Origin of the sequence: Paenibacillus marchantiae (assembly GCF_028771845.1) — a bacterium.
GTDB classification, from domain to species: domain Bacteria; phylum Bacillota; class Bacilli; order Paenibacillales; family Paenibacillaceae; genus Paenibacillus; species Paenibacillus marchantiae.
The window spans coordinates 5,934,664-5,957,408 of the sequence record NZ_CP118270.1; the positions used below are offsets into that span (position 1 = coordinate 5,934,664).

General features: G+C 47.4%; 18 protein-coding genes and 1 pseudogene. 6 read left to right on the forward strand and 13 right to left on the reverse strand.

Annotated elements, in window-relative coordinates; all coding sequences use genetic code 11:
- The first annotated feature begins 25 nt into the window (after window positions 1-25).
- Both rpsD and PTQ21_RS26725 read left to right on the forward strand, forming a co-directional pair.
- The gene (rpsD, locus tag PTQ21_RS26720; RefSeq protein WP_274567752.1) at window positions 26-625 is read left to right on the forward strand and encodes a 30S ribosomal protein S4; all 600 of its coding nucleotides are present in this window, start codon (window positions 26-28) and stop codon (window positions 623-625) included.
- A 357-nt stretch (window positions 626-982) separates the two neighbouring features.
- Window positions 983-4,105, forward strand: coding sequence for a transglycosylase domain-containing protein (locus PTQ21_RS26725; RefSeq protein WP_274567754.1), 3,123 nt, complete (start codon window positions 983-985; stop codon window positions 4,103-4,105).
- Window positions 4,106-4,274: 169 nt separating this feature from the next.
- Here PTQ21_RS26725 and acsA read toward each other — a convergent pair whose 3' ends face one another.
- Window positions 4,275-5,999 carry an acetate--CoA ligase gene (gene acsA / locus PTQ21_RS26730; protein ID WP_274567756.1) on the reverse strand — a complete coding sequence of 575 codons (1,725 nt, stop codon included), beginning with the start codon at window positions 5,997-5,999 and terminating at the stop codon, window positions 4,275-4,277.
- A 271-nt stretch (window positions 6,000-6,270) separates the two neighbouring features.
- On the opposite strand from acsA, the gene PTQ21_RS26735 reads away from it, so the two are divergent.
- Window positions 6,271-6,903 carry a GNAT family N-acetyltransferase gene (locus tag PTQ21_RS26735; protein ID WP_274567757.1) on the forward strand — a complete coding sequence of 211 codons (633 nt, stop codon included), beginning with the start codon at window positions 6,271-6,273 and terminating at the stop codon, window positions 6,901-6,903.
- A 152-nt stretch (window positions 6,904-7,055) separates the two neighbouring features.
- Here the strand turns inward: PTQ21_RS26735 and PTQ21_RS26740 are convergent, their stop codons facing one another.
- The 4 genes from PTQ21_RS26740 to PTQ21_RS26755 all read right to left on the reverse strand — a co-directional run bounded on the left by PTQ21_RS26740 (window position 7,056) and on the right by PTQ21_RS26755 (window position 9,947).
- Window positions 7,056-7,751 carry a 5'-methylthioadenosine/adenosylhomocysteine nucleosidase gene (locus PTQ21_RS26740; RefSeq protein WP_063565576.1) on the reverse strand — a complete coding sequence of 232 codons (696 nt, stop codon included), beginning with the start codon at window positions 7,749-7,751 and terminating at the stop codon, window positions 7,056-7,058.
- Window positions 7,752-7,957: 206 nt separating this feature from the next.
- Complete coding sequence (gene ccpA / locus PTQ21_RS26745) at window positions 7,958-8,971, reverse strand: catabolite control protein A (protein ID WP_024631149.1); 1,014 nt, start codon at window positions 8,969-8,971, stop codon at window positions 7,958-7,960.
- A 92-nt stretch (window positions 8,972-9,063) separates the two neighbouring features.
- Complete coding sequence (gene ytxJ, locus PTQ21_RS26750; protein WP_064636572.1) at window positions 9,064-9,411, reverse strand: bacillithiol system redox-active protein YtxJ; 348 nt, start codon at window positions 9,409-9,411, stop codon at window positions 9,064-9,066.
- A 122-nt stretch (window positions 9,412-9,533) separates the two neighbouring features.
- A complete protein-coding gene (locus PTQ21_RS26755; protein ID WP_090810777.1) occupies window positions 9,534-9,947 on the reverse strand; it encodes a hypothetical protein in 414 nt (137 codons plus the stop codon).
- 271 nt (window positions 9,948-10,218) lie between these two features.
- Here PTQ21_RS26755 and PTQ21_RS26760 point away from each other — a divergent pair, with 271 nt between their 5' ends.
- Window positions 10,219-10,746: a type 1 glutamine amidotransferase domain-containing protein gene (locus PTQ21_RS26760; protein ID WP_063565573.1), complete on the forward strand. Its 528-nt coding sequence runs from the start codon at window positions 10,219-10,221 to the stop codon at window positions 10,744-10,746.
- Between the two features lie 114 nt (window positions 10,747-10,860).
- Here the strand turns inward: PTQ21_RS26760 and ptsP are convergent, their stop codons facing one another.
- The 4 genes from ptsP to aroA form a co-directional block, all read right to left on the reverse strand.
- Entirely contained in the window at window positions 10,861-12,621 is a 1,761-nt protein-coding gene (ptsP, locus tag PTQ21_RS26765) for a phosphoenolpyruvate--protein phosphotransferase (protein WP_063565572.1), read from the reverse strand.
- Window positions 12,618-14,498, reverse strand: a complete 1,881-nt coding sequence (locus PTQ21_RS26770) for a glucose PTS transporter subunit IIA (RefSeq protein ID WP_063565571.1) — start codon at window positions 14,496-14,498, stop codon at window positions 12,618-12,620. The genes ptsP and PTQ21_RS26770 overlap by 4 nt, the downstream gene beginning before the upstream one ends.
- 273 nt (window positions 14,499-14,771) lie before the next feature.
- A complete protein-coding gene (locus tag PTQ21_RS26775) occupies window positions 14,772-15,206 on the reverse strand; it encodes a CoA-binding protein (protein ID WP_090951642.1) in 435 nt (144 codons plus the stop codon).
- Window positions 15,207-15,427: 221 nt separating this feature from the next.
- Window positions 15,428-16,723: a 3-phosphoshikimate 1-carboxyvinyltransferase gene (gene aroA / locus PTQ21_RS26780; protein WP_063565570.1), complete on the reverse strand. Its 1,296-nt coding sequence runs from the start codon at window positions 16,721-16,723 to the stop codon at window positions 15,428-15,430.
- 164 nt (window positions 16,724-16,887) lie between these two features.
- Here aroA and PTQ21_RS26785 point away from each other — a divergent pair, with 164 nt between their 5' ends.
- Window positions 16,888-17,193 (forward strand): rhodanese-like domain-containing protein, encoded by a 306-nt coding sequence (locus PTQ21_RS26785; protein WP_063565569.1) that lies wholly within the window; start codon window positions 16,888-16,890, stop codon window positions 17,191-17,193.
- Between the two features lie 273 nt (window positions 17,194-17,466).
- Here the strand turns inward: PTQ21_RS26785 and PTQ21_RS26790 are convergent, their stop codons facing one another.
- The 3 genes from PTQ21_RS26790 to PTQ21_RS26800 all read right to left on the reverse strand — a co-directional run bounded on the left by PTQ21_RS26790 (window position 17,467) and on the right by PTQ21_RS26800 (window position 20,677).
- Window positions 17,467-17,976: a shikimate kinase gene (locus tag PTQ21_RS26790; protein WP_231952443.1), complete on the reverse strand. Its 510-nt coding sequence runs from the start codon at window positions 17,974-17,976 to the stop codon at window positions 17,467-17,469.
- Between the two features lie 520 nt (window positions 17,977-18,496).
- Window positions 18,497-19,906, reverse strand: a complete 1,410-nt coding sequence (gene gndA, locus PTQ21_RS26795) for an NADP-dependent phosphogluconate dehydrogenase (RefSeq protein ID WP_064636561.1) — start codon at window positions 19,904-19,906, stop codon at window positions 18,497-18,499.
- A gap of 171 nt (window positions 19,907-20,077) precedes the next feature.
- Window positions 20,078-20,677 (reverse strand): hypothetical protein, encoded by a 600-nt coding sequence (locus tag PTQ21_RS26800; protein ID WP_063565568.1) that lies wholly within the window; start codon window positions 20,675-20,677, stop codon window positions 20,078-20,080.
- A 213-nt stretch (window positions 20,678-20,890) separates the two neighbouring features.
- On the opposite strand from PTQ21_RS26800, the pseudogene PTQ21_RS26805 reads away from it, so the two are divergent.
- Window positions 20,891-21,019, forward strand: a pseudogene (locus PTQ21_RS26805) (DUF1054 domain-containing protein); the annotation flags it as partial.
- Between the two features lie 180 nt (window positions 21,020-21,199).
- Here the strand turns inward: PTQ21_RS26805 and PTQ21_RS26810 are convergent.
- A complete protein-coding gene (locus tag PTQ21_RS26810; RefSeq protein ID WP_274567766.1) occupies window positions 21,200-22,492 on the reverse strand; it encodes an MFS transporter in 1,293 nt (430 codons plus the stop codon).
- Window positions 22,493-22,745: the final 253 nt, after the last annotated feature.

A 22,745-nucleotide genomic window follows, 5' to 3' on the forward strand; every position in this document is an offset into this window, starting at 1 on the left:
TAACTAAAAAGGAGCTACTTTAAACATGGCACGTTACACTGGTCCTAAATTTAAATTGAGCCGTCGCCTCGGCATTTCCCTGAGCGGAACAGGCAAAGAATTGAAACGTCCTTTCCCTCCAGGTCAGCACGGAGCTAACCAACGGAGAAAAATCAGCAACTACGGTATGCAATTGCAAGAAAAACAAAAATTGCGTCACATGTACGGTTTGGGCGAGAAGCAATTCCGCACTCTCTTTGCTAAAGCGCAAAAAATGCAAGGTATCGCAGGTGAAAACTTCATGTTCTTGCTTGAGAGCCGCCTTGATAACCTCGTATACCGCCTTGGATTCGCTAACTCCCGCGCTGGTTCGCGTCAGTTGGTATCCCACGGTCACGTAACTGTAAACGGCAAAAAAGTTGACATCGCTTCTTACCAAGTAAGCACTGGCGACGTTATCAGCCTGCGTGAAAGAAGCCGCGGTCTTTCTTCCATTAAGGAAGCTTTGGAAAACCGTTCGCATCTTCCGGCATACGTAGAATTCAACGATACTGCTCTGGAAGGTAAATTTATCCGTTTGCCTGAGCGTTCGGAATTGTCCCAAGACATCGACGAAAAACAAATCGTCGAGTTCTACAACCGTTAATCGTTGGAATTTCATTAAGCTTCACACCAAACAGCTGTCCGAGATTTTCTCGGCAGCTGTTTTTTTTATTTCGAGAGAAACAAAAAGTAAAAAAAGAGGTCGTACCTGCACCTAATACAAGGATATGGCCTCTTTCCTATACATAGTCATCTATTTTCATCCACACTCGGACGCTCAATACTTCCACGTTTTATTGAAATTCTCCATGACTTCTCATGATATGTAATTCAATTCCGCATGATATATATCATAATCCAAGAAAGAATGGCAATTTTCGACCATTGCTTGTATTTCTCAGGCATGCAAACCAGCCTTTTTATGCTATAATAAGTGCTGTTAAAAGGAGGAAGACACTGAATGGTTGATGTTAATAAGAAAAAGCCCGAGGAACAGCCTGCCCGCAAGCGCAGTTTTGCCCGCAGACTGGGTAGTTTCGTCAAATGGATGGTTGTCCTTGGATTCATGGGGGTACTATTTGTAGGCGGTGCTCTAATGGGATACGTCAGTTCCATTGTGAAAGACGAACCCGTCCGTTCACGGGCGCTGATTGAACAAAAAGTCAGCGAAAACTCCATCACAGGCTTTGCTTACTTTGCCGACGGCAGCCCGATCGGTCAATTACGAACAGAAGAAGACAGGCGTCCGGTCACCTTTGACCAGATCCCACAGAACGTTATTGATGCAGTCATTTCGATTGAAGACAATCATTTTTACGAACATAAAGGTGTAGACATGAGCGGAACGCTCCGTGCCGTGAAACAGAAAGTGCTGAAAGAATCTGTTCAAACAGGCGGTAGCACACTGACTCAACAATTGGCCCGGCGTGTATTCCTCAATCTGGATCGTACCGAAGACCGGAAAGTGAAAGAAATATTACTTTCGCTCCGACTCGAACGTTTCCTGACCAAAGACGAAATTATGACAGCGTATCTGAACAAGGTTCCTTTTGGTAACGGCTCCAGTGGATATAATGTATATGGAGTCAAGGCAGCTGCCAAAGGACTGTTCAATATTAATGATTTGAGCAAAATAAACACAGCTCAGGCTGCTTATCTTGCCGGATTGCCTCAGCTCCCCTCCTCTTACTCTGCCTTTAATGGAAAAGGCGACTTTGTTGAGGACAATTTTGAGCGTGCAATCAATCGTCAGCATCTGGTCTTGCGCCGTATGCTGGAACTGGGCAAAATTAATCAGTCCGAGTATGACGAAGCTCTTGCTTTTGACATCAAGAGTTCACTCGCACCCAAAACCATCAAAGCTTACAATACTTATCCATACCTTATGATGGAAACAGAGCGACAAGCTGCACAGATTTTAATGAAGCAACTGAATTCGGATAAGGCTGAAGGCACGGATGCCAATGCGGATACAGCCAAGGATACGGATACCGATACACCGCAAAAAGAAAGCAGTGCTCTGGTGGAAGAAGCTCAGCAGCAATTGCGTACAGGCGGATATCGTATCTACACGACGATCAACAAAAGTATCTACAAAACAATGCGTACCATTGCCGAAGATGACAGTAATTTCGCTGCTGACGATCCCGTGAAGGGAAAAGAACAGACTGCTGCCATGTTGATCAATCACAAAACAGGAGCCATTCTCGGCATGATTGAAGGTCGTAATTTCCAGGATGAGCAGATGAACTATGCAACTCAGATGGTGCGTCAGCCAGGTTCAACTATGAAACCTATTGCCGCTTATCTGCCTGCACTGGATGAAGGACTTGTTCAACCGGCTTCCATTATTGACGATTCACCGATAATTCTGAAAGACGGCCAGACCGGATTCCATATCCCGAAAAATGCCAACAATCGCTACCAGGGACTTGTGACTGCCCGTAGAGCACTCAACTACTCGCTAAACGTGCCTGCGCTTAAGCTATTCAACGAAGAAGTTGGTATCGACAAATCATGGGCTTTTGCCAAGAAGCTGGGGATTACCACTATCCAGCCGGCAGATTACCAAGCTCAGACTGGTGTTCTTGGAGGACTTCAGTACGGTGTTACCGTTGAAGAGCTTACCAATGCCTATGGAGCCATTGCCAACAATGGCGTGTACAATGATTCCTATATGATTAGCAAAATCGTAGACTCAAAAGGGAATATCGTATATAAACACGATGCAGAACCTGTTCAAGCTTTCTCAGAACAGACGGCATACCTGATGACAGATATGCTTCGCACCGTTATTACGGAAGGTACAGCGGATAAAGTTCGTGAAAATTACAAGTACTCCAAGAGTGTGCCTATTGTAGGCAAAACGGGTTCAACCCAAAACTATGCGGATGTCTGGTTTGAAGGCTATACGCCGGATGTCACATTGGGTGTATGGGTTGGATACAAACAGCCGATAAACACGCTGGAGACAAGATCACAGAAGAAACGTGCACAGCAGCTGTGGACGCAAATCATGAATCAAGTCATCGCTACAGACAAAGAGATGTTCGTAACCGATTCGTTCAAGAAACCATCCGGGATCGAGACACGAACTGTATCGGCTTATAGCGGCAAATTGCCAACATCTCTGACTGACCGATTTGTCACTGATATTTTCAATAGCAAATTTGTGCCGAAGGATAGCGATGATGGTGTCGCAAAAGCCAAATATATCACTTACAATGGTGTCAACTACATTCCGCGTGATGAAACACCTGGAGATATGACGAAAGAGAAAACCGTCGTCAAGCGCAAGAAACCGATCTCTGATCTCATCAAGGAACTGCAAAGTGCATTCTCACGCATGAGTCGTCACGAATCACTTGCATATTACCTGCCGGAAGATGCCGATGCAGACATGCCGACACAGATCGATCCAAGAACGGATAACGGCAAAGCACCAGATGCACCAGGCAATGTGAGAATTTCCGTTGCCAACGGGAACGCCGTGATTACATTTAACGCAACACCGGAAAGTGATGTGGTTGGCTATCGCCTGTATCGCTCAGTAAATGGCGCCGGATTCCAGAATCAGGGGCAGGTTGTCCTGACAGGTGAGTCCAGATCATTTACTGCATATGCACAAGGTGGAAACTTTGCGTTCTACGTGACAGCAGTGGATGTAGCTGGTCGTGAGTCTGCTCCTAGCGCAGCAGTTAGCAGTGCGGGAACGGTGGAGCCTCCTGCAGATGAAGAAATAAATGAACCGATTAATGTTCCGGGAACAGTCGTTACACCGGAAGACTCTCAGAATGAGAACGCCGCAACTACGGCTCCGGCTACACCGGGCCAAGTGAGCGTGTCGGCGCTCTCCCAAGGACTGCGCATTCAGTGGGCCTCCAATCCGGAATCAGATGGTGTTCAAAGTTATGCTGTATATTTTAGTGAGACAGGGTCAGCCCCTTACACCAAAATTGGCACAACTTCAGGGACCTCCATGGACTACGGAGTACCTGCATCCACCAGTGGATGGTTCAAGGTATCTGCCAGCAACAGCATAGGCGAATCCGAGCCGTCCGGAGCTGTGCATTTCCAACCGTAATACAGAGGTATCATAATTCCCCTCTCAACCCCATTCTCGCATCATGAGGATGGGGTTTTGTTATTCATTGATATCCAAAAGTAAAAGCCTGATCCACAATGAGACACGGATCAGGCTTTGTATTGGAATCATGAGACAGGCAGACACGTTGTATCCGCTGATTTATGCTTTAGTCTTCAATGGTCGATAGATCGCCTGTGGGCAGATCCAACTCCCAAGCTTTCAACACGCGGCGCATAATCTTGCCGGAGCGGGTCTTGGGCAGTTTATCCTTGAACTCAATCTCACGCGGAGCGGCGTGAGCAGACAAGCCCTCTTTTACAAATCGATAGATCTCTTCCTTCAGCTCCGGTGTCGGCTCATACCCCTCACGAAGTGCCACAAAGGCCTTAATGATCTCTCCGCGAGTTACATCCGGTTTGCCGATAACGCCTGCCTCTGCTACCGCAGGGTGCTCTACGAGCTTGCTCTCCACCTCAAAGGGGCCAATACGTTCTCCTGAAGAGTTAATGACATCATCAATCCGGCCCTGGAACCAAAAGTAGCCATCTTCGTCCATATAAGCCGAATCACCGGATACATACCAGCCAGAAAGTCGGAAGTACTCCTCATATTTGGCCGGGTTATTCCAGATCTTCGCCATCATGGACGGCCAGGAAGTACGAATAGCCAGGTTCCCCATACTGTATGGCGGCAGTTCCTCTCCATGATCGTCAATAATGGCTGCTTCAATTCCCGGTAATGGACGACCCATGGAACCTGGTTTGATTGGCATGCCCGGGTAGTTACAGATTAATTGTCCACCCGTCTCCGTCATCCACCAGGTATCATGAATTCGCTGTCCATAGGCTTTCCATCCCCAACGGACAACTTCGGGATTAAGTGGCTCACCCACAGACATGACGTGACGGAGACTGCTCAGATCATGCTGGGCAATGGTCTCTTCGCCCGCTCCCATCAACATGCGGAAAGCCGTCGGCGCACTGTACCATACGCTGACTTTGTTTTTCTCAATGGTGCTGTACCAGTCTTTCGGACTGAAACGTCCCCCACGAATAACGTTGGTCACACCATTCAACCATGGTGCAAAAATTCCATAGGAGGTACCTGTTACCCAACCCGGATCGGCTGTGCACCAGTATACGTCATCCTCGCGCAAATCGAGTACAACCTTGCCGGTGTAATAATGCTGAATCATTGCATTCTGCACATGATATACACCTTTCGGTTTGCCTGTAGAGCCGGAAGTATAGTGAATCAGCAGTCCGTCTTCGCGTGTCAGCCACTCCACTTCCATATCATCTGAAGCTGCGGACATCTCTGCATCAAAGTCGATGAGTCCTTCTTCCGTCTGCGGACCGCCACCCACAACAAAAATATGCTTCAGTTCAGGCAATTCGGAACGTTTGATTCGTCCCAGCAATTGAGGGGTTGTCACCAGGGCGACAGCTCCGCTATCCTCCAGTCGGTCCTTCACCGCAGTTTCCATAAAGGCCTCAAATAGAGGACCTGCAACAGCCCCAACCTTCAATATGCCCAACAGGCTGAAATAGAGCTCAGGACTGCGAGGCATAAAAATAAATACCCGATCACTCTTAGCAATACCATATTTGCGGAGAACGTTACCGAAGCGACTCGATTGCTCACTCAAGTCAGCAAACGTGTATGCCTCTTCACGCGTAGCATCACTGTATAATAGCGCCGTTCTCCCGCCTCTTCCTTCCAGCACATGACGATCAATCGCTTCATGCGCCATGTTGACTTTCCCGCTGGCGTGCCACGTAAAGTGCCTTTCGACCGATTCCCAATCAAACCGGCTTCGGGCCTCCGTGTAATCGCCCAGATTAGATTCAGACACAACCGTTTGCAGCATCTCACCATGTGCTTGACTCATGCTTGCCAGCCTCCTTCAACTCGACATTTCGATTCCCAATATGGGTCACTTCTGATTGCCTTTGTGTTGACTGAACTTCCAGTTAGCGCTTACATTAGTAGAGAGAACTTCTCATCATGTACTTGCCAGGCCAAACCGATGAACCCAAACTGCAGTTGATTTGTGAACATTTTTTGTCTACGCAATTATAGCAAATCTTTTCAATCATCGTCTATGGCTTTTCAAATTTTTGGTTTTTTGCTATAAGTAGGGGGAGAGAGGAGCATGAACTATGGAGCATATTAAGGAGCATCATATGCGTTCCATCTTCAAGTCCGGCCACCGAATCATCATTGAGGGACCAGTTCAGGCCGAGACGATTACGCAGCTTGAATTTCATTCCGATCTGGATGCTTTCCGGCGCCCTTCGGAACAACAGGAGGCATTGGCCGAAATTGCCGCATTGCCCGAAGGTCGAATCATAATAGCGCGGGAAAATGAGACCATTGTCGGTTATGTGACTTTCCATTATGCAGATGATTGCGAGCGTTGGTCGGAAGGCAATATGACCGATCTAATTGAGCTGGGCGCCATTGAGGTTGCGGATTCCTATCGCTCCCTCGGGATTGGACGCGAAATGCTGCTCACCGCGTTTGAAAATGGACAGATGGAGAAATATATCATATTCACAACGGAATATTACTGGCATTGGGATTTGAAGGGCAGCGCCCTTTCCGTATGGGATTACCGCAAGATGATGGAAAAATTGATGCAAACCGTAGACATGACCTGGTACGCCACCGATGATCCCGAGATTTGTTCACATCCGGCAAACTGCCTCATGGTCCGAATTGGCAGCCAAGTACCCCTGGGATCGGAAGAACAGTTCGACCGGGTGCGATTCCGCCATCGGTTTATGTATTAATCACGAATGCACATGGATGATTTTCGAATACGTATACATAGAAAAACCGCCTCTTCGCGAACAGGTTCATCATGGATGATCTGCTACGAATAAGCGGTTTTTTGTTGCTTTTTAAGCCTTTATCATGCTCAACATGCGTATAGCTTATGGGGTTACATATGTTCCAGCATATGTTCAACAATACGGTGAGAGCGCTGGGAAGACTCCACAGTAAACTCGGCAAAGTTCACATGTGCTGATCCATCTGCTTTGTCAGACATTGCGCGAAGTATAACGAACGGAACGCGGTTCATGAAGCTCACTTGCGCTACGGCAGCTCCCTCCATCTCCGCACATGCCCCATTCATTTCGGTATACAGCATTTTCACCGTATCCTTGCTTGCAATGAACTGATCTCCTGACAGCACTTTACCGATCAGATAGTTCGCTCCCTGCGCTTTGCAGGCTTCTTCAGCTAATGCGATAAGTGATGCTTCCGCTGGGAAGGCGGACGTCTCCTGGTAAGGAATAACCCCGCGCTCAAATCCAAGTGGGGTCACATCCATATCATGCTGTACACATTCGGAAGAGATGACCATATCTCCAATATTCAACTCTGGATTAACTGCACCCGCAACACCTGTGAAAATAATACGATTAACCTGAAAACGATCAATCAAAATCTGTGTCGTCACAGCCGCATTCACTTTACCCACGCCTGATTTGCAGACCACAATCTGTTTACCCAGCCATTCACCTGCAACATAGGTAATACCAGTTTGTTTTACAGTCTCTAGTTGCTTCATACCAGCCAAGAGAAGTTCTACTTCCTCATCCATTGCACCAATGATACCGATCGTTTCACGCATGTTATGACCTCCTATATAGCATTCTGCATGTTAACCTGGACTCGTTTCCCTCCAAGTGTTTTTTCGTTACGTTCAGAACTCCATTCAGCACAAAAGCTCCGTTTCCGGAGCTTCCGTCATTCCACTATGTAGAGAGAATGCCTTCTCCCTTTCTTAAATCATTTCCATTTCAATCAGAAATGACGATGAACCATCAAAGCCTGTATTTAAACTACGTCTGCATGGCTTACAGACAGACGAAGAATCGTTTCATGCGGCAAAATAACCCGTGGGTTCTCCACATTTTCCTTCTTCATCAGCTTGGTCAGTAAACGCATCGCTACAGCGCCCAGGTCATACATCGGTTGAGCTACAGTAGTCAACTGAGGACGGACCATGGAAGCCATACGAATGTTATCCACACTGATGATGGAGAAGTCATCCGGTACTTTCAGACCTTCATCCTGAATGCTATGAATAGCACCAATTGCCATCTCATCTGTTGCAGCGAAGATTGCCGATGGTTTTTTCTTCAATCCGAGGAAATACTTCATCGCTTCTACACCGGACTCATAACGATAGTTACCAATACGTACGAGATCCTCCTGATATTCCATACCTGCTGCTTCAAGCGCTTTCTTGTACCCTTGGAAACGAGCATAACCGTTGGCAGGATCTTGCAGTGTACCACTGATCATTGCGATTTCCTTGTGTCCATGACGGATCAACGTATTTACAGCATCAAATGCCGCTGCTTCATGGTCAATATCTACAGAAGGGTACGTGCCCTTCTCGTCACTTGTTGCACAGAGAACAATCGGCACAGCCGCTGATTGAAACGCCTGAATATGCTCGTCCGTCACAGTTCCACCCATGAAGAGCAGACCGTCCACTTGTTTCTCGAGCAACGTGTTAATTACACGAATTTCTTTTTCTTTCTTCTTATCCGCGTTACACAAAATAATGTTGTAGTGATACATATTCGCAATATCTTCAATCCCGCGGGCAATCTCTGCAAAGGTTGAGTTCGAAATGTCCGGAATAACGACCCCGACCGTGGTTGTCTTCTTGCTCGCCAAGCCTCTGGCTACCGCATTCGGACGATATCCCAACCGATCGATGGCTTCATATACTTTTTTGCGTGTCTGTGGCTTAACATTAGGGTTATTATTAACAACCCGTGATACCGTTGCCATAGAGACACCGGCCTCACGTGCCACATCATAAATGGTTACCGTCACAGTACTTCTCTCCATTACCAGTAAATTTTCATACCATTTTCATTAAGATTTATATTACGACAAATTTATGCATTAATCAATTAAAATAGGCTTTAGGACTCACGCAGTGCTTTCGTGATTGTGGTTGAAGTAATATTCGAGTGGGAAGTATGCCATACAGGAATTCCCTTTTTGACTAGAATCGCCTGCGGAGATTCGTGCTTAACACCCAGCTTGTCCGCTGCTTCATTGGACACAGGGCGATCTTCCACTACATAAATGATACCATATTTCACTTGTTCACTTGGACTATTTTGCAAATAATCGTTCATCTCCTGATAGGCGTTCGCGCTGATCGGGCAGCGTGTACTATGCTTAAACAGAAGCAAGGGTTGATCCTCGGTAGCCTCCACTGCGGAGTTTAGCTGTTCAATACTTGTCATTTTAGTCATGTCAGCCATTTGATATACATCCCCCTTTACCAGGATTACCGCTATGTTGAGCGTTTTCACTCTACGATATCTTAACAAAAAGCGGGCGAAAAAGCCAATTTTCATGAAAACAAGCATTTTGCACGTCAAAATTAGACAGCATTCGAGAAGTGCGCCTGCCATACAAAACCGGATAATTGACCTAATCTGCGCTGTGTTGTCTCGATCCATTCTTCATCATTAGACTTTTGGGCATAACCCATAATATCCAGCAGCAGGTTAATTCTCTCCTCCACAGCACGTTGCATCCGATGCTCCATCTCACGATCCGAAGCGTCTGGCCAAGCCAGCAGTTGTTCATGGAAAAGATCCGCAAGTTCATTTCGCTCTCCAAACGATACATCCTGTTTCGCTGGCTGTTCACCGAGTGTACTGATGCACTCTTTCAAATCCGGCTTGACCGGCTGAAGCACTTCATAGGAAACACAGTCTGTACAAGCAAATACAGGTACGTTACGAATCTCCACCTTTTTGGCATATACCACCGTTCTTAATTCCAGTTCCATTACATGTCCGCATCTGCACGTCTTACGCACAGTCATCACCTCATTCGTTCTATACTCTTATACAGATACCATTCGACCTATTTCCGCTCAAATCCTGCTATAAACCAGAGGTTGCACAAATTACCACTGTCTCCAGATGAAGGTTGTCGAATGTAGGCGTTCATTGAGATGTAATCGCTTCCCCAATGGCGAGATTGCATGACGATGAAGTCAACATGAGAATCTGTTACAATAAAGACGTTATGTGCTAATTACCGCAAAAGGAGAGATGATGATGAGATTAACAGGCAAAAAAGTCATCGCCCTGGTCGATGAAGAATTCGAAGATCTGGAACTGTGGTATCCGGTACATCGTGTTCGTGAAGAAGGCGCTGAGGTGCATCTCGCCGGAGAGAAAAAAGGCAAAACCTACATTGGTAAATATGGTGTTCCCGCGCAGGCGGAATACAGTTTTGATGAATTGGATAGTTCAAACTATGATGGTATCCTTGTACCCGGGGGCTGGGCACCGGACAAGCTTCGTCGCTATCCCAAAGTACTTGAGCTCGTTAAGGAAATGCATGCGGATCGTAAGCCGATTGGACAGATCTGTCACGCAGGTTGGGTACTGATATCCGCCAAAATACTGGACGGGGTTACGGTAACTTCTACACCGGGTATCCGGGATGACATGGAAAATGCCGGAGCCATCTGGAAAGATGAAGCCGTTGTTGTGGATGGACACATCATTTCAGCTCGCCGTCCACCTGATCTTCCGCCGTATGGCAAAGCATTTTGCGATGCACTTGCTGAAAAATAAAACAAAGCCCCGCGCCATATGGCGTGGGGCTTTATCGTTAAAATAAGACTATTTTCCAAAATTGTACAAAAGTTAATATTTTCACTTAAAGGTATTTATTTGAAAATTACCCATTTAGGATGCATTCGATCCACTCTGTTCATCTGGACTGCCCATCGAATCATTGAAGACCTGTAGACGCTCTTCGATGTCTGCACTTGTCCGCAGGCTGAAGCAATCATGGGCAGCCTCTTTGGCAGCAGCAGCCGTCGTATTCAATACTCTGTGCTTCACACGCAGCAAGGATTGTGGAGACATGCTCAGATTGCTGATCCCGAGCTCCAGCCATAGGGGAATCGAACGTTCGTCTCCTGCCATCTCCCCGCATACACTGACATCAATGCCTGCCGTATGAGCCGCATCGACTGTTGCGCGAAGCATGCGTAATACAGCCGGGTGATACGGATGATACATATGTGCAATCTGCTCATTCATTCGGTCTACAGCTAGTACATATTGCACGAGATCATTCGTACCGATACTGAAGAAATCAGCTTCTTCGGCAAGCAAATCGGCTATCATCACCGCTGCCGGAACCTCAATCATGATGCCCACCTGTATATGTGGATCGTACGGCAATTCGCGCTCGTCCAGATCAGACATCGCTTCACGCAGGATTTCATTGGCCTCCTGAAGTTCTTCTACCGAAGAGATCATCGGGTACATAATTTTGACATTGCCCGCAGCACTGGCCCGCAGAATGGCTGTGAGCTGTGTTTTGAACAGATCTTTGCGGTCCAGACTGATCCGAATCGCACGATATCCGAGAAATGGATTATCTTCTTCTGGCAGTTCAAAGTAGTCTAGCTGCTTGTCACCACCAATGTCGAGCGTACGAATAACGACAGACTGTCCTGCAGTTTTCTCAGCGACAAGACGATAAACCTCATACTGTTCCTGCTCACCCGGGAACGTAGCACGGTCCATGTATAGGAACTCTGTCCGGAACAACCCCACGCCCTTCGCCCCATGTTTCAGTGCCATATCCAGTTCCTTGACGGAACTGATGTTAGAAGCCAGATGCAGAACGGAACCGTCTTTGGTTACGGCATCCACTGTTGCAAGTACCTGCAACTGCTCTTTTTTCTTCAATTGTTTGCTGCGAATCATCGTGTAACGTTCAATCGTCTTGCGATCCGGCTCCGTAAATACGAGGCCATTATCTCCATCGACAACCAACATATCTCCGGTCTCCACCGGCATGCCAAGACTCGCTTCCAGACCGGAAACGAGAGGAATACCAAGGGCACGAGCCATAATTGCCGAATGTGACGTTTTGCCTCCAATAAGTGTCACAATACCCAGCACGTGGCTTGGATTCAAATGCGCTAATTGAGAGGGAGACAGCTCTTTGGCCACGAGTATATAAGGCTGGGTATCCGATGGAAGCGTAATTTCCGGTGCGCCCAGCAGATGCTTTAATAAACGATTACCCACGTCCTTGATGTCGATGGCTCGCTCCTTCATATACTCGTCTTCGAGCAGATCAAACATGGTGACAAAATGATCAATGGCCTCTTTGACGGCTACTTCTGCTGCTTTGTACTGCCGTTCAATAATGCCACGAATTTCGTTCATGAACACCGGATCTTCCAGAATGGCCAGATGCGCATCAAAGATGCTGGACTCTTCAGGACCGACGACTTCCTTGAACTCGTTCTTGATATATTCAATCTCATCCTTCGATGTCCGTATGCCCTCGTACAGCCGTTCGAACTCTTGGGCGAGATCCACCGAATCCATCTTCTGATCCGGCAGATCCCATTCCCAACTGGGCAGGACAAATGCTTTGCCGATGGCTATGCCTGCAGCGCCGTTGATGCCTTGTATCTTCATTCTACCCCTCCAACGTTCCTGTCATAGAGCACCACGGACATAACGGATGCCTGACCTTTCTTAACTTGCTTAAATGGAGCAAAGCTCCATGATTTGACACGATCGGGATTCGTGATGACCATCGGTGTCGTCAGCGATGCCGCCTCGGCTCGCAACACAGCCAGGTCAAACTTGATTAACAACTGACCGGGCTCCACCGTATCCCCTTCCTGAACAAAGGCTTCAAAGTGGCCTTTCAGTTGGGATGTGTCGATACCGATATGCAACAGGACCTCAAGCCCTTCCCGAGTAGAGATGCCCAAGGCATGCATCGTTGGATACATGTGCATAATCGTTCCGTACACGGGTGAGACCAGCTCTCCCTTTTCCGGGACAAAGGCTACACCATCACCCACAAGCTTGGCTGCAAATATCTGATCCGGTACCTCTTCAATCGGCAGCATTTTGCCTTGCACAGGAGCACAGAACAGAACTTGTTGCAGATCACGTTCGAGCAGCTTCGCAATCTCTTCCCGGATTAATTCCGAATAGGTGCCAAATACCACTTGTACGTTACCACCACCCAGCTTGATAAGCCCTGCGGACCCCATACTCTTCATTGCACCTGTATCGATTAATCGATCATTATGCACGGTGAGACGAAGTCGTGTAATACAAGCCTCTACCTGCACAATGTTTTCTTTCCCGCCCAATGCTTCCAAAATAAGAGGAGCTTGATAAGGAATGTTACCTACCCAATCTTCCAGCATGGACCCCTCTTCGCGTCCTGGAGTTGGAATCTTGAACGTGCGAATCGCCCACCTAAACAGGAAATAATAGACTAACCCGTATAGTATGCCAATCGGAATGAGCTTCCAAGCATTCTCCGATAGATGGAAATTGAGTATGTAGTCGATAATGCCAGCCGAATATGAGAAACCATGGCGTATATCAAGCCAGTAACTGATCCACATCGCAAGTCCTGACATGACTGCATGCACGATGAACAGATAAGGTGCCGCAAACAAAAAGGCAAACTCAATCTGCTCCGATACCCCTGTCAGAAAACAAACGAGTGCGGAAGTGAGAAATGTTTTTTTGATTTTCGGCTTCAGATCTTCCCTTGCCTCCTGAATAATGGCAAAGGCAATCGCTGGAATCGCAAACATCATGATCGGGAATAACCCGGCCATAAAATACCCTGCTGTTGGATCACCCGCAAAAAATCGCGGCAAATCCCCTTGCACTATATTGCCGTCTGCTGTTTCATACGTCCCCAGTTGGAACCAGAATACATTGTTAAGCAGATGATGCAGTCCGAAGGCCACCAGCACCCTGTACAAGACCCCATATATAAACAGCCCAAAACCGCCGAGACTGTATTCCCAGGTGGCGATGGCGTTCAATGCATGTTGCAAAATGGGTGCGATCCATAACATAAAGAAGGAGAACAGTGCCGAGCAAAGTCCAACTATGAGTAAAACAAACCTTGAACCACCGAAAAACTGTAAGATTTCGGGCAGTTTAATACTTTTGAAGCGATTATGCGTCACCCCGGCAAGTGCGCCGAGAATAATTCCGATTAAGGAAGCAGGTTGAACGGTGCCATCCCCGAAATTGCGAGTCACCTGATCATATATCACAATACCAGCCAGAGCAGCGAGTCCCGCTTGTCCGGCCTGGTTGGAGAGTCCCAGCGCTACACCGACAGCGAACAAATACGGCAAAAAATAAAAAATACCGTGTCCGGCCACGGTAGACACTTCACCAACAACTTTCAATCCCCAGGCGTCCCAGGGCAAACTGCCAACACTCAGCAAAATTGCGGCGGCGGGCAGGACCATTGTAGGCAGCATTACCGCTCGTCCGAGCTGCTGCAAGGATCCGAGCCAATTCATGGCGACCTCTCCTTTCTATCCTAGATGGTAAGCTTTACGCAACGTTTTGTCAAAACAAAACAGTAACCTGTTGGTAATTTGTATTTCTCTCCCGCCAGGCATAACAAAAAGGAGCGTATTTCCTTGTTCCCCCAATAATTAAATGGAGCGGAATACCACTTGGATTTAACTTCATGCGGTCTTCTAAGCTGCAAAGTATATTTTATATTCCAATTATACAACAGAAAAAATCCCGTCAACTTGAGGTTAACGGGATTTTTTAGGAATCGAGATTTAACCGCGTCCAGCACCGCGCAGAACGATGGAATCCTCTACCTTGATACAACGATTCGTTACCGCTGTCATGCCGTTCTCAGCTGCAATCTGAACGGCTTCATCGCTGTGGATACCAAGCTGAAGCCACAATACATTTGCTTTGATCGCAGCAGCTTCACGAGCGACATCTGCACAATATTCATCGCGGCGGAATACGTTCACGATATCTACCGGCTCAGGGACATCTGCGAGGGTCGCATATACCGTCTCACCGAGAATCTCACCTTGTACCTGTGGATTTACCGGGATGATACGATAACCTCTGCTTTGCATGGCTTCCGCTACCATATAGGAAGTGCGATCTGATTTGTCCGATAAGCCGACGACTGCGATGTTGCCTGCCTTGCGCAAAAGTTGTCCAATTTCTTCACGAGTAGGATTGTTAAATTCCATGTTCAAGCACCATCCTTTTCTGCTTAAAGTGCGTGTTCAAAAAGACCGGTTTTTCAGTACCGAGAAGATGGGATGAAGCTAGAAATGGAGTAGCGGAGCGTAGGGAAAACTACGTGAGCAACGGACATTTCGGCTGAATTCCATATTCGATGCTGATGATGCCTCCAGGCATCCTTCGTAATCAAAAGCGGTTTTTTGAACAACCTCTTAAACGTGTTATTTTACTCTTTTACCCATTGAACCGAGGCGCCAAGCGCCTGCAAATGATCGAAATATTGCGGATAAGACTTGGCTACATGGTGTGCATCCCGAATACGAAGCGGTTCTTTGGAACGCAGACCGACAACGGTCAGTGCCATAATTACGCGATGATCGTAGTGAGCGTTAATCTCAACGCCGCCTTCGACGCCTTCCGGACGACCATGTACGATAATCTCGGCCTGACGTTCTTCTACGTTGGCTCCTGCCTTCCGCAGTTCGTTCAAATAATCTGTAATTCGGTCACATTCCTTGTAACGTAAGTTCTCTACATTATAGAACCGTGAGGTGCCTTCCGCAAACACTGCCGCCGCTACCATGGCCAAAACCGCGTCTGTCGCGGCATCTCCATCGAATTCCACGGCTTTCAATGTACCGTTACCTTGCACGTGTACCACATCGTTTTCATGCGTCAACGGCACTTCCATCATGCGCAGAACGTCTACAATGGCACGCTCACCTTGTTTGCTCTGTTCCATCAATCGCAAAATTTTAACATCCGATTGGGTGACAGCCGCGGCCGCGAGGACAGCTGCTGAACCCGGATAGTCTCCTTGAACCGTATATGTTTGTGGTTTATAGGCTTGACCGCCAGGTACGCGGAAGGACATGTAATCATCACTCGCATGAATGACGATGCCCGCCTGTTCCAATACTTCCAGCGTCTGGCCAATAACCACTTTGGATTTCAAGTCGTTTAATACTTCAATTGTGCTGTCTTCTTCCAGAAGAGGAGTTACAAACAGCAACGCGCTCAAATACTGGGAGCTGACGGAACCGGATACACGGATATGTCCACCCTTAGCCTGACCCCCTTTGATCGTGATTGGCAAGCGCCCTTGTTCGTGCTGTACCTCAACACCAAGCTGACCAAGCGCATCGATCAGGTCATCATGTGGGCGTTTGCCCAGAGAATCCGGGTACGTATTTACAAACGTCACATCAGGACAAAGTGCCGTTACCCCCATCAGGAAACGAAGCACTGCACCCGCATTGCCTACATTTAATTCACGCACATCACGTGGATGGCTGCCGAAGCCCTGGATAACGATTTTGCTATCATCTTCTTCAAGCACCGCTCCAAGGTCGCGAATACATCTGCGCATAGCGTCACTATCTTCACTATGAGCCGGGTAATGGATCGTACTTGTGCCTTCTGCCAGCGCAGCAGCTAGCAAGTAGCGTGTGGTGTAGTTCTTGGAAGACAAAGCTCCAATTTCCCCGTTCAGGGATGGGGTTGGTTTAACGATAACGTCCATGGATGAAATTCTCCTTCATTGATTATAATGTGCTTCGTTAGATGATTCTGTTACGTATTTGATTCAGGATACATGCGGTGATGTTGTACTGCCAAATTGACATTCCATACATCGCTTGGGTATCATTATAGGCGTTAAGTCCATACAGAAAAGAGGACCTGAATATGACACAAATTGCTGAAATTGAAACTTCTGAGCTACGCCGCCGTTTGCAGGCGGGAGAGAAGCTGCAGATGATAGACGTCCGTGAGGACGATGAAGTCGCACAAGGCATGATTGAGGGAGCGAAACACATCCCGCTTGGACAGATTCCGGACAGACTGTCCGAAATTCAAAAGTCCGGTGAGATTGTTCTGATCTGCCGCAGTGGATACCGTAGTGAGCGTGCCTGTGAGTACTTACAGCAGCTCGGATATGATGGCTGCACTAATATGGTTGGCGGCATGCTGCAATGGCAAGAGGAAGACTAAACAACATCAGGATCGAGGTTAATGGTTAGGATATCTGCAATAGGCAGTTCTCGGTAACCAATGTGCATCCTGATCCTTACAGGAAGTCAAACGGGCCAATCGGCCCGTTTTTCACATCGTTCCACGATCACATGGCTCCATTCACCACTTTAAACCCTTCGACATATCTTCTTCCACATGCGAAATGTATCCCTCTCTCCATGCATCGACCCTGCACTCATGTGTACAGTCTATCCATACACTTACTGAAGAGAAAATGAAATAATTACAAGCTTAGACGCGGTAATGCGCTAAAATTAAACGAGTCACTTCAGAAGCGGATAACTCGGTCGTATCCACCGTGTAATGCGCAAACCGGTATGCGTCCTTCCGTTCCTGCATAATGGTCTGAATGCGTTCCTCCGCATTGCCTGCCAAGAGCGGACGGTTCTCACAGCCGCTGACACGTTCTACTATCACTGCCGGATCAGCAGTCAGGGCAACCACCCAGCCGTTCTTCGACATAACATCACAGTTGTCCGAACGCAGAACCACACCGCCTCCGGTTGCAATCACCTGCGCCTTTTTCTCTAACACCGAGCACAACATGCGACTCTCGGCGTCGCGGAAATATGTCTCTCCCTTGCCTGTGAACAATTCAGGAATCGTACAGCCTTCCTCTTTCTCCACCGCGGCGTCCACATCAATCAGTCGGTAACCCAGCTCGCGTGCGAGCATGTCAGCAACGGTTGATTTGCCAGTTCCCATCATGCCGATGAGAATAATATTGTTAGACTTGCTCAAGGTGTACACTCCTTTAATTCAAGCAATTCGTGAGCACTTTTGTCCTATCATAACACAGCCCTGCGGACGGGGGAAGGCCATAGTGCGGCCCACTTCCCTCCAAGCATCCGCAAGCACTTCCAGATCATATCGAAGCATGTCCATGTACTCCAAACGATTTTAACGAACTCAGATCAGCTTATTTTTGAAATATAGGCAATTTTAAAATTCTAACGAATCTCAGAAAACTTATTTTACAAAAACAGCATAAAAACAGCGTAATTCCGCTCCAAATGTTCTTAATAGGACCTTCTGCATTCGTTAGAGAATAGAAAAGGTTCATATCCACGAGTTAGAGCATCTCAGGTTCGTAAAATGTAGAAGCATCTTAACATACGGTAAAAAAAAGAGACCTAGAGTTCATCGGTATGAACCGACTCTCCAAGTCCCCTATCTAAGTTTCTGTCCAAGCCCTTCTTCCAGCCAAGGCCCCTGATTCAGGACACTTTAGCCAAATCTCACGGACTTGCGATATGCGCTACTATTCCATCCAATTGTGGTGGAAGCTGCCTTCTTTGTCCAGACGTTTGAACGTATGAGCACCGAAGTAGTCACGTTGTGCTTGCAACAGGTTCGCAGGCAAACGCTCTGTACGGTAGCTATCGTAGTAGGACAACGCACTGGAGAACCCAGGAACCGGAACGCCTTGAGTTACCGCAGCAGCTACAACTTCACGCCATGCACCTTGGTAGGATTCTACAATGTTTTGGAAGTATGGATCCAGAAGCAGGTTTTTCAGTGCTGCATCTTTGTCATACGCTTCTTTAATGTTTTGCAGGAACTGCGAACGGATGATGCAACCACCACGGAAGATCATGGCGATGTTGCCGTATTTCAGATCCCAGCCGTACTCGTCGGAAGCTGCGCGCATTTGGGCAAAACCTTGTGCGTAGGATACGATTTTACTTGCAAACAGCGCTTTGCGAACATTCTCAATGAACGCTTTTTTGTCACCGGAGAATGCTTCAACCGCAGGTCCGTTCAGGATTTTGCTCGCTGCCACACGCTCGTCTTTCATCGCGGACAGGAAGCGGGAGAATACGGATTCTGTAATCATGGACAATGGTACGCCGAGATCCAGCGCGCTTTGGCTTGTCCATTTTCCTGTTCCTTTTTGTCCAGCTGCATCCAGAATGACATCAACCATTGGTTTGCCCGTTTCCGGATCGTATTTGGAGAAGATATCTGCTGTGATTTCGATCAGGTAACTATCCAGCTCTCCCTGATTCCATTCTGTAAAGATGGCGTGAAGCTCCTCAACGGACACATTCAACACGGATTTGAGCAGGTGGTAAGCTTCACCAATCAACTGCATATCTCCGTATTCGATACCGTTATGCACCATTTTCACATAGTGTCCGGCACCATCTGGTCCGATATATGTACAACAAGGATCGTCACCGACTTTGGCCGAAATGGCTGTCAGGATCGGTTCAACCAGCTTGTACGCACTCTCTTGTCCACCTGGCATAATTGCAGGGCCTTTCAACGCGCCTTCTTCCCCACCGGATACACCTGTACCGATGAAGCGAATGCCTTTGTCTTCCAACTCTTTGCTGCGACGTTGGGTGTCAGGGAAGTATGCGTTACCGCCATCAATAATGATGTCGCCCTCATCCAAATGAGGAAGCAGTTGTTCAATGGTAGCGTCGGTTGCATAACCAGCTTGTACCATGATCAGGATTTTGCGCGGGGATTCCAGGGATGCCACAAACTCTTCAATAGAGAATGTGCCTGTCAGGTTTTTACCTTCGGCTTCTTTCAGAAGATCGTTGGTTTTCTCCGGGGAACGGTTAAATACCGATACCGTGAAACCTCTGCTTTCAATGTTAAGGGCCAAATTTTTGCCCATTACTGCAAGTCCAATGACACCGATCTGTTGTTTCGCCATCTGGTCCTCCATCCTTTGCTCCAATTAATTTTATTGAAATGAATTCTCAACAATACCCCCATTTTAACGGTTTTACGCATAGAAGTGAACCCCGGACCATGGTCGCACAGCGAGAAAACACCCCAATTACCTGAGGTGTTCATCGTATTTTCATAAATACAGCGTTATATTTCAGCCTTCCAGCATCAACATGTGCCCTGACAACTGCTTTAAGACTTTACGACAGACATTTGCTTTTTCGATATTATCCATCTGAATGGCGGCATACAGACGCTCCAATTCATCATCCACTTCCATACGCAGCAGCATGAGACGCTCCTCGCCTTCGCGCGAGAGGAACATTTCTTCCATCTCTTCCGCCGTCGGCGCAGGTTCCTTTTGAAAAATAACACGCTGTTTGAACCCGGATACTTCAACGAGACGAATGACTTCACCGAACAAAATATTCTCCACGGTCATCTGCTGATCCTTAAACCGTTTCACAACGGCATGCCCGCGTGTATCCCCAATCAGCTTCTCCAACCATTCTGCAAGCTTTGCGTCCTTGATAATATAATCTCCGGTCATCTTGTAATTCCCACTGCGCGTCTGTTGAAAACGGAGCTTTACCAGCTTGCGTCCGGTGCGGACTGACAGAATAAAAAAGGATTCGTCCTCGCTCCAATATAGTGAATACCCCTCACGAATAAGGTCTTTGATCAAATTTTGGATATGCCGACGGTTGAACCGCAGCTCCAGATTGCAATATTCAACTTCATAACTCTTATTCACGGCACTCCCTCCATCTGTACCGGAGATGCTCCGGCCATCTTCTTCAATCGCTTCTACTCAATCGGCTTACCCTATTTTATACTTTATTTTATGTAAGGGTACTTGGTTATTTGACTATTTTTCACCGATTGATCCGAAGGATCGCAGCTTTCCGCAGATGCACAGGGGCAAGCCCCCGTTTTTCATGATATAATGGACGCGAAATAAAGGTATGCAGAGGTTATGTGCGGACTGCGAATTGATCGGGATGATGCCCTTGCTGCGGATGGGGAAAAGTCCCTGGAAACGGTTCGTTCAACGTTCAAAACACTGCTGCCGCTCTACAAGATGTATTTGTCTTAAGTAGGCATGGAGTACGTTGAACGATTAGTTCCCAGAGTTGATCACTCCGGCGGGCAGAATAATCTTCCCGTCGTTAGCTGAATGGTTGCACCATGCTACATAAAAAGGGAGTTCCACAACCTGTATGGTTGTTGGAACTCCCTTTTCTTATTGGATCCACCTTATCAGACTTCAATCGCATCATTTGGCAGGAGCTGTACGATACGGTTTACGGGATAACACATAGTGCACAACGGCAAGTCCAGCCATAACGACAGCACTTCCGATAAATGGAGCTGGATGACTAATGTGATCCCACAGCAGTCCGGATACAATCGGCCCTACGACCATGCCTGATCCCTGAAGGGTCAGGAAGAAACCCCAGATCGCTCCGCGTTCTCCTTTGGGAATCAATGTGGCTACAAACGCATTCCAAGCCGGGAGAATCATCGCATAGCTGACGCCAACCAACATGACGATACCGAACACAACTGGAATAGACGTAATAGAAGAAAAAGCAAACAGACTCACTGCTGCCATTAAAAAACCGATGTTCAGGAACGGTGCCGTTCCAAACCGGTCTACCATTTTCCCTACAGGCAGCAATGCAATGACCGTAATGCCTCCACCCGCTATCAGCAACAAGCTGTATAGGTTGGGCGAGATGTGCAGGTCTGTGCGAGTGTATAGCGTAATCACGGGACTGAGCAGACCAATAACAAAAGACTGCATGAATAGTGCAGGATATACGAGCGGATTAACATTAAGGGTGCTGCGTACCCGTTGCAATGTACCCTGGACACTGTTTTTGAGTCGGATGAACGGCGTGAAAATATTCGGTTTAGCCGGATATTTCATACCTGACCGCTTCGTCTCACTTTCCGCATGCTCCCCCTCAACAATGACACGTCCGGGTAAAATCAAGGCGACCAGAATGACCAGAATTGCAACACCCATCAACACCAAGAAAATGGTGCGATAATCGTGATGCGTCCGCTCCAATAGCCAGTTCATTCCGATCGGCCCTAGACCAGTCCCCCCAAGTGCCGCCATCTCCAGCGCACCCATGGCTGTACCGTTCTTGTTCTGCGGCCCCGACATCGCAGTCACGCCTGTCATAGCGCAAGGCCAAAGGGGTGACGTACCAACTCCAAGAATGAGACAAGCCATGGCAAGGCCAAATGCACTTTTGAAGAATATAATCATGATTACAGCAACTAATGTACAAATTAGCGCCGTCACCATAGTCGCGCGGAACCCGATCCGTTCTGCTGCCCAGCCAGAGGGAGCCCGGAACAGATTATCTCCCAAATATTGAAGGGCAAAGGCCACACCAATCACGCCAGCGGACAAACCCAGAATATTGTCCATATACACGGGCAAAATAGCGACCAGCAGGGCACCTTTAATAATTTCAACTAGAAAAAGCGTTAGCCACATGGCGATAAAGAAAGGTGATCGCAGGATTTTGGCTGGTTTTGTATTGGTTTGCATTCTTTTTCCCCTTTCGATGCTTGCTTGCCCATCTCCTATCCTTACTGTAACCCTCGGGGATGTGTCCAAATCTCAGCAATTCGAAAAATTGTCAAGCAATATTGCTTGCATTCGGTTCTTAATTTGCTATACTCAAATTTGTTTGAGATTACAAAATGATAAGTTATCAGCGAAGCTGAACTAAATCCGTGATCGCAAGAAAAACATCCGCTACATGCGGTCTGTCTTCATAGAATTTACGTCGAAAGACGTT

What these genes read in the sequence shown, in the direction of transcription:
- PTQ21_RS26770 (WP_063565571.1), bottom strand. Translation starts at nt 14,498, where the DNA reads ATGAATTGGCTCGGATCCTTGCAGCAGCTCGGACGAGCGGTAATGCTG.
- PTQ21_RS26740 (WP_063565576.1), bottom strand. Translation starts at nt 7,751, where the DNA reads ATGCGTGAAACGATCGGTATCATTGGTGCAATGGATGAGGAAGTAGAA.
- rpsD (WP_274567752.1), top strand. Translation starts at nt 26, where the DNA reads ATGGCACGTTACACTGGTCCTAAATTTAAATTGAGCCGTCGCCTCGGC.
- PTQ21_RS26760 (WP_063565573.1), top strand. Translation starts at nt 10,219, where the DNA reads ATGATGAGATTAACAGGCAAAAAAGTCATCGCCCTGGTCGATGAAGAA.
- PTQ21_RS26755 (WP_090810777.1), bottom strand. Translation starts at nt 9,947, where the DNA reads ATGGAACTGGAATTAAGAACGGTGGTATATGCCAAAAAGGTGGAGATT.
- PTQ21_RS26775 (WP_090951642.1), bottom strand. Translation starts at nt 15,206, where the DNA reads ATGGAATTTAACAATCCTACTCGTGAAGAAATTGGACAACTTTTGCGC.
- aroA (WP_063565570.1), bottom strand. Translation starts at nt 16,723, where the DNA reads ATGGACGTTATCGTTAAACCAACCCCATCCCTGAACGGGGAAATTGGA.
- PTQ21_RS26810 (WP_274567766.1), bottom strand. Translation starts at nt 22,492, where the DNA reads ATGCAAACCAATACAAAACCAGCCAAAATCCTGCGATCACCTTTCTTT.
- ytxJ (WP_064636572.1), bottom strand. Translation starts at nt 9,411, where the DNA reads ATGGCTGACATGACTAAAATGACAAGTATTGAACAGCTAAACTCCGCA.
- PTQ21_RS26735 (WP_274567757.1), top strand. Translation starts at nt 6,271, where the DNA reads ATGGAGCATATTAAGGAGCATCATATGCGTTCCATCTTCAAGTCCGGC.
- gndA (WP_064636561.1), bottom strand. Translation starts at nt 19,906, where the DNA reads ATGGCGAAACAACAGATCGGTGTCATTGGACTTGCAGTAATGGGCAAA.
- PTQ21_RS26725 (WP_274567754.1), top strand. Translation starts at nt 983, where the DNA reads ATGGTTGATGTTAATAAGAAAAAGCCCGAGGAACAGCCTGCCCGCAAG.
- acsA (WP_274567756.1), bottom strand. Translation starts at nt 5,999, where the DNA reads ATGAGTCAAGCACATGGTGAGATGCTGCAAACGGTTGTGTCTGAATCT.
- ptsP (WP_063565572.1), bottom strand. Translation starts at nt 12,621, where the DNA reads ATGAAGATACAAGGCATCAACGGCGCTGCAGGCATAGCCATCGGCAAA.
- PTQ21_RS26785 (WP_063565569.1), top strand. Translation starts at nt 16,888, where the DNA reads ATGACACAAATTGCTGAAATTGAAACTTCTGAGCTACGCCGCCGTTTG.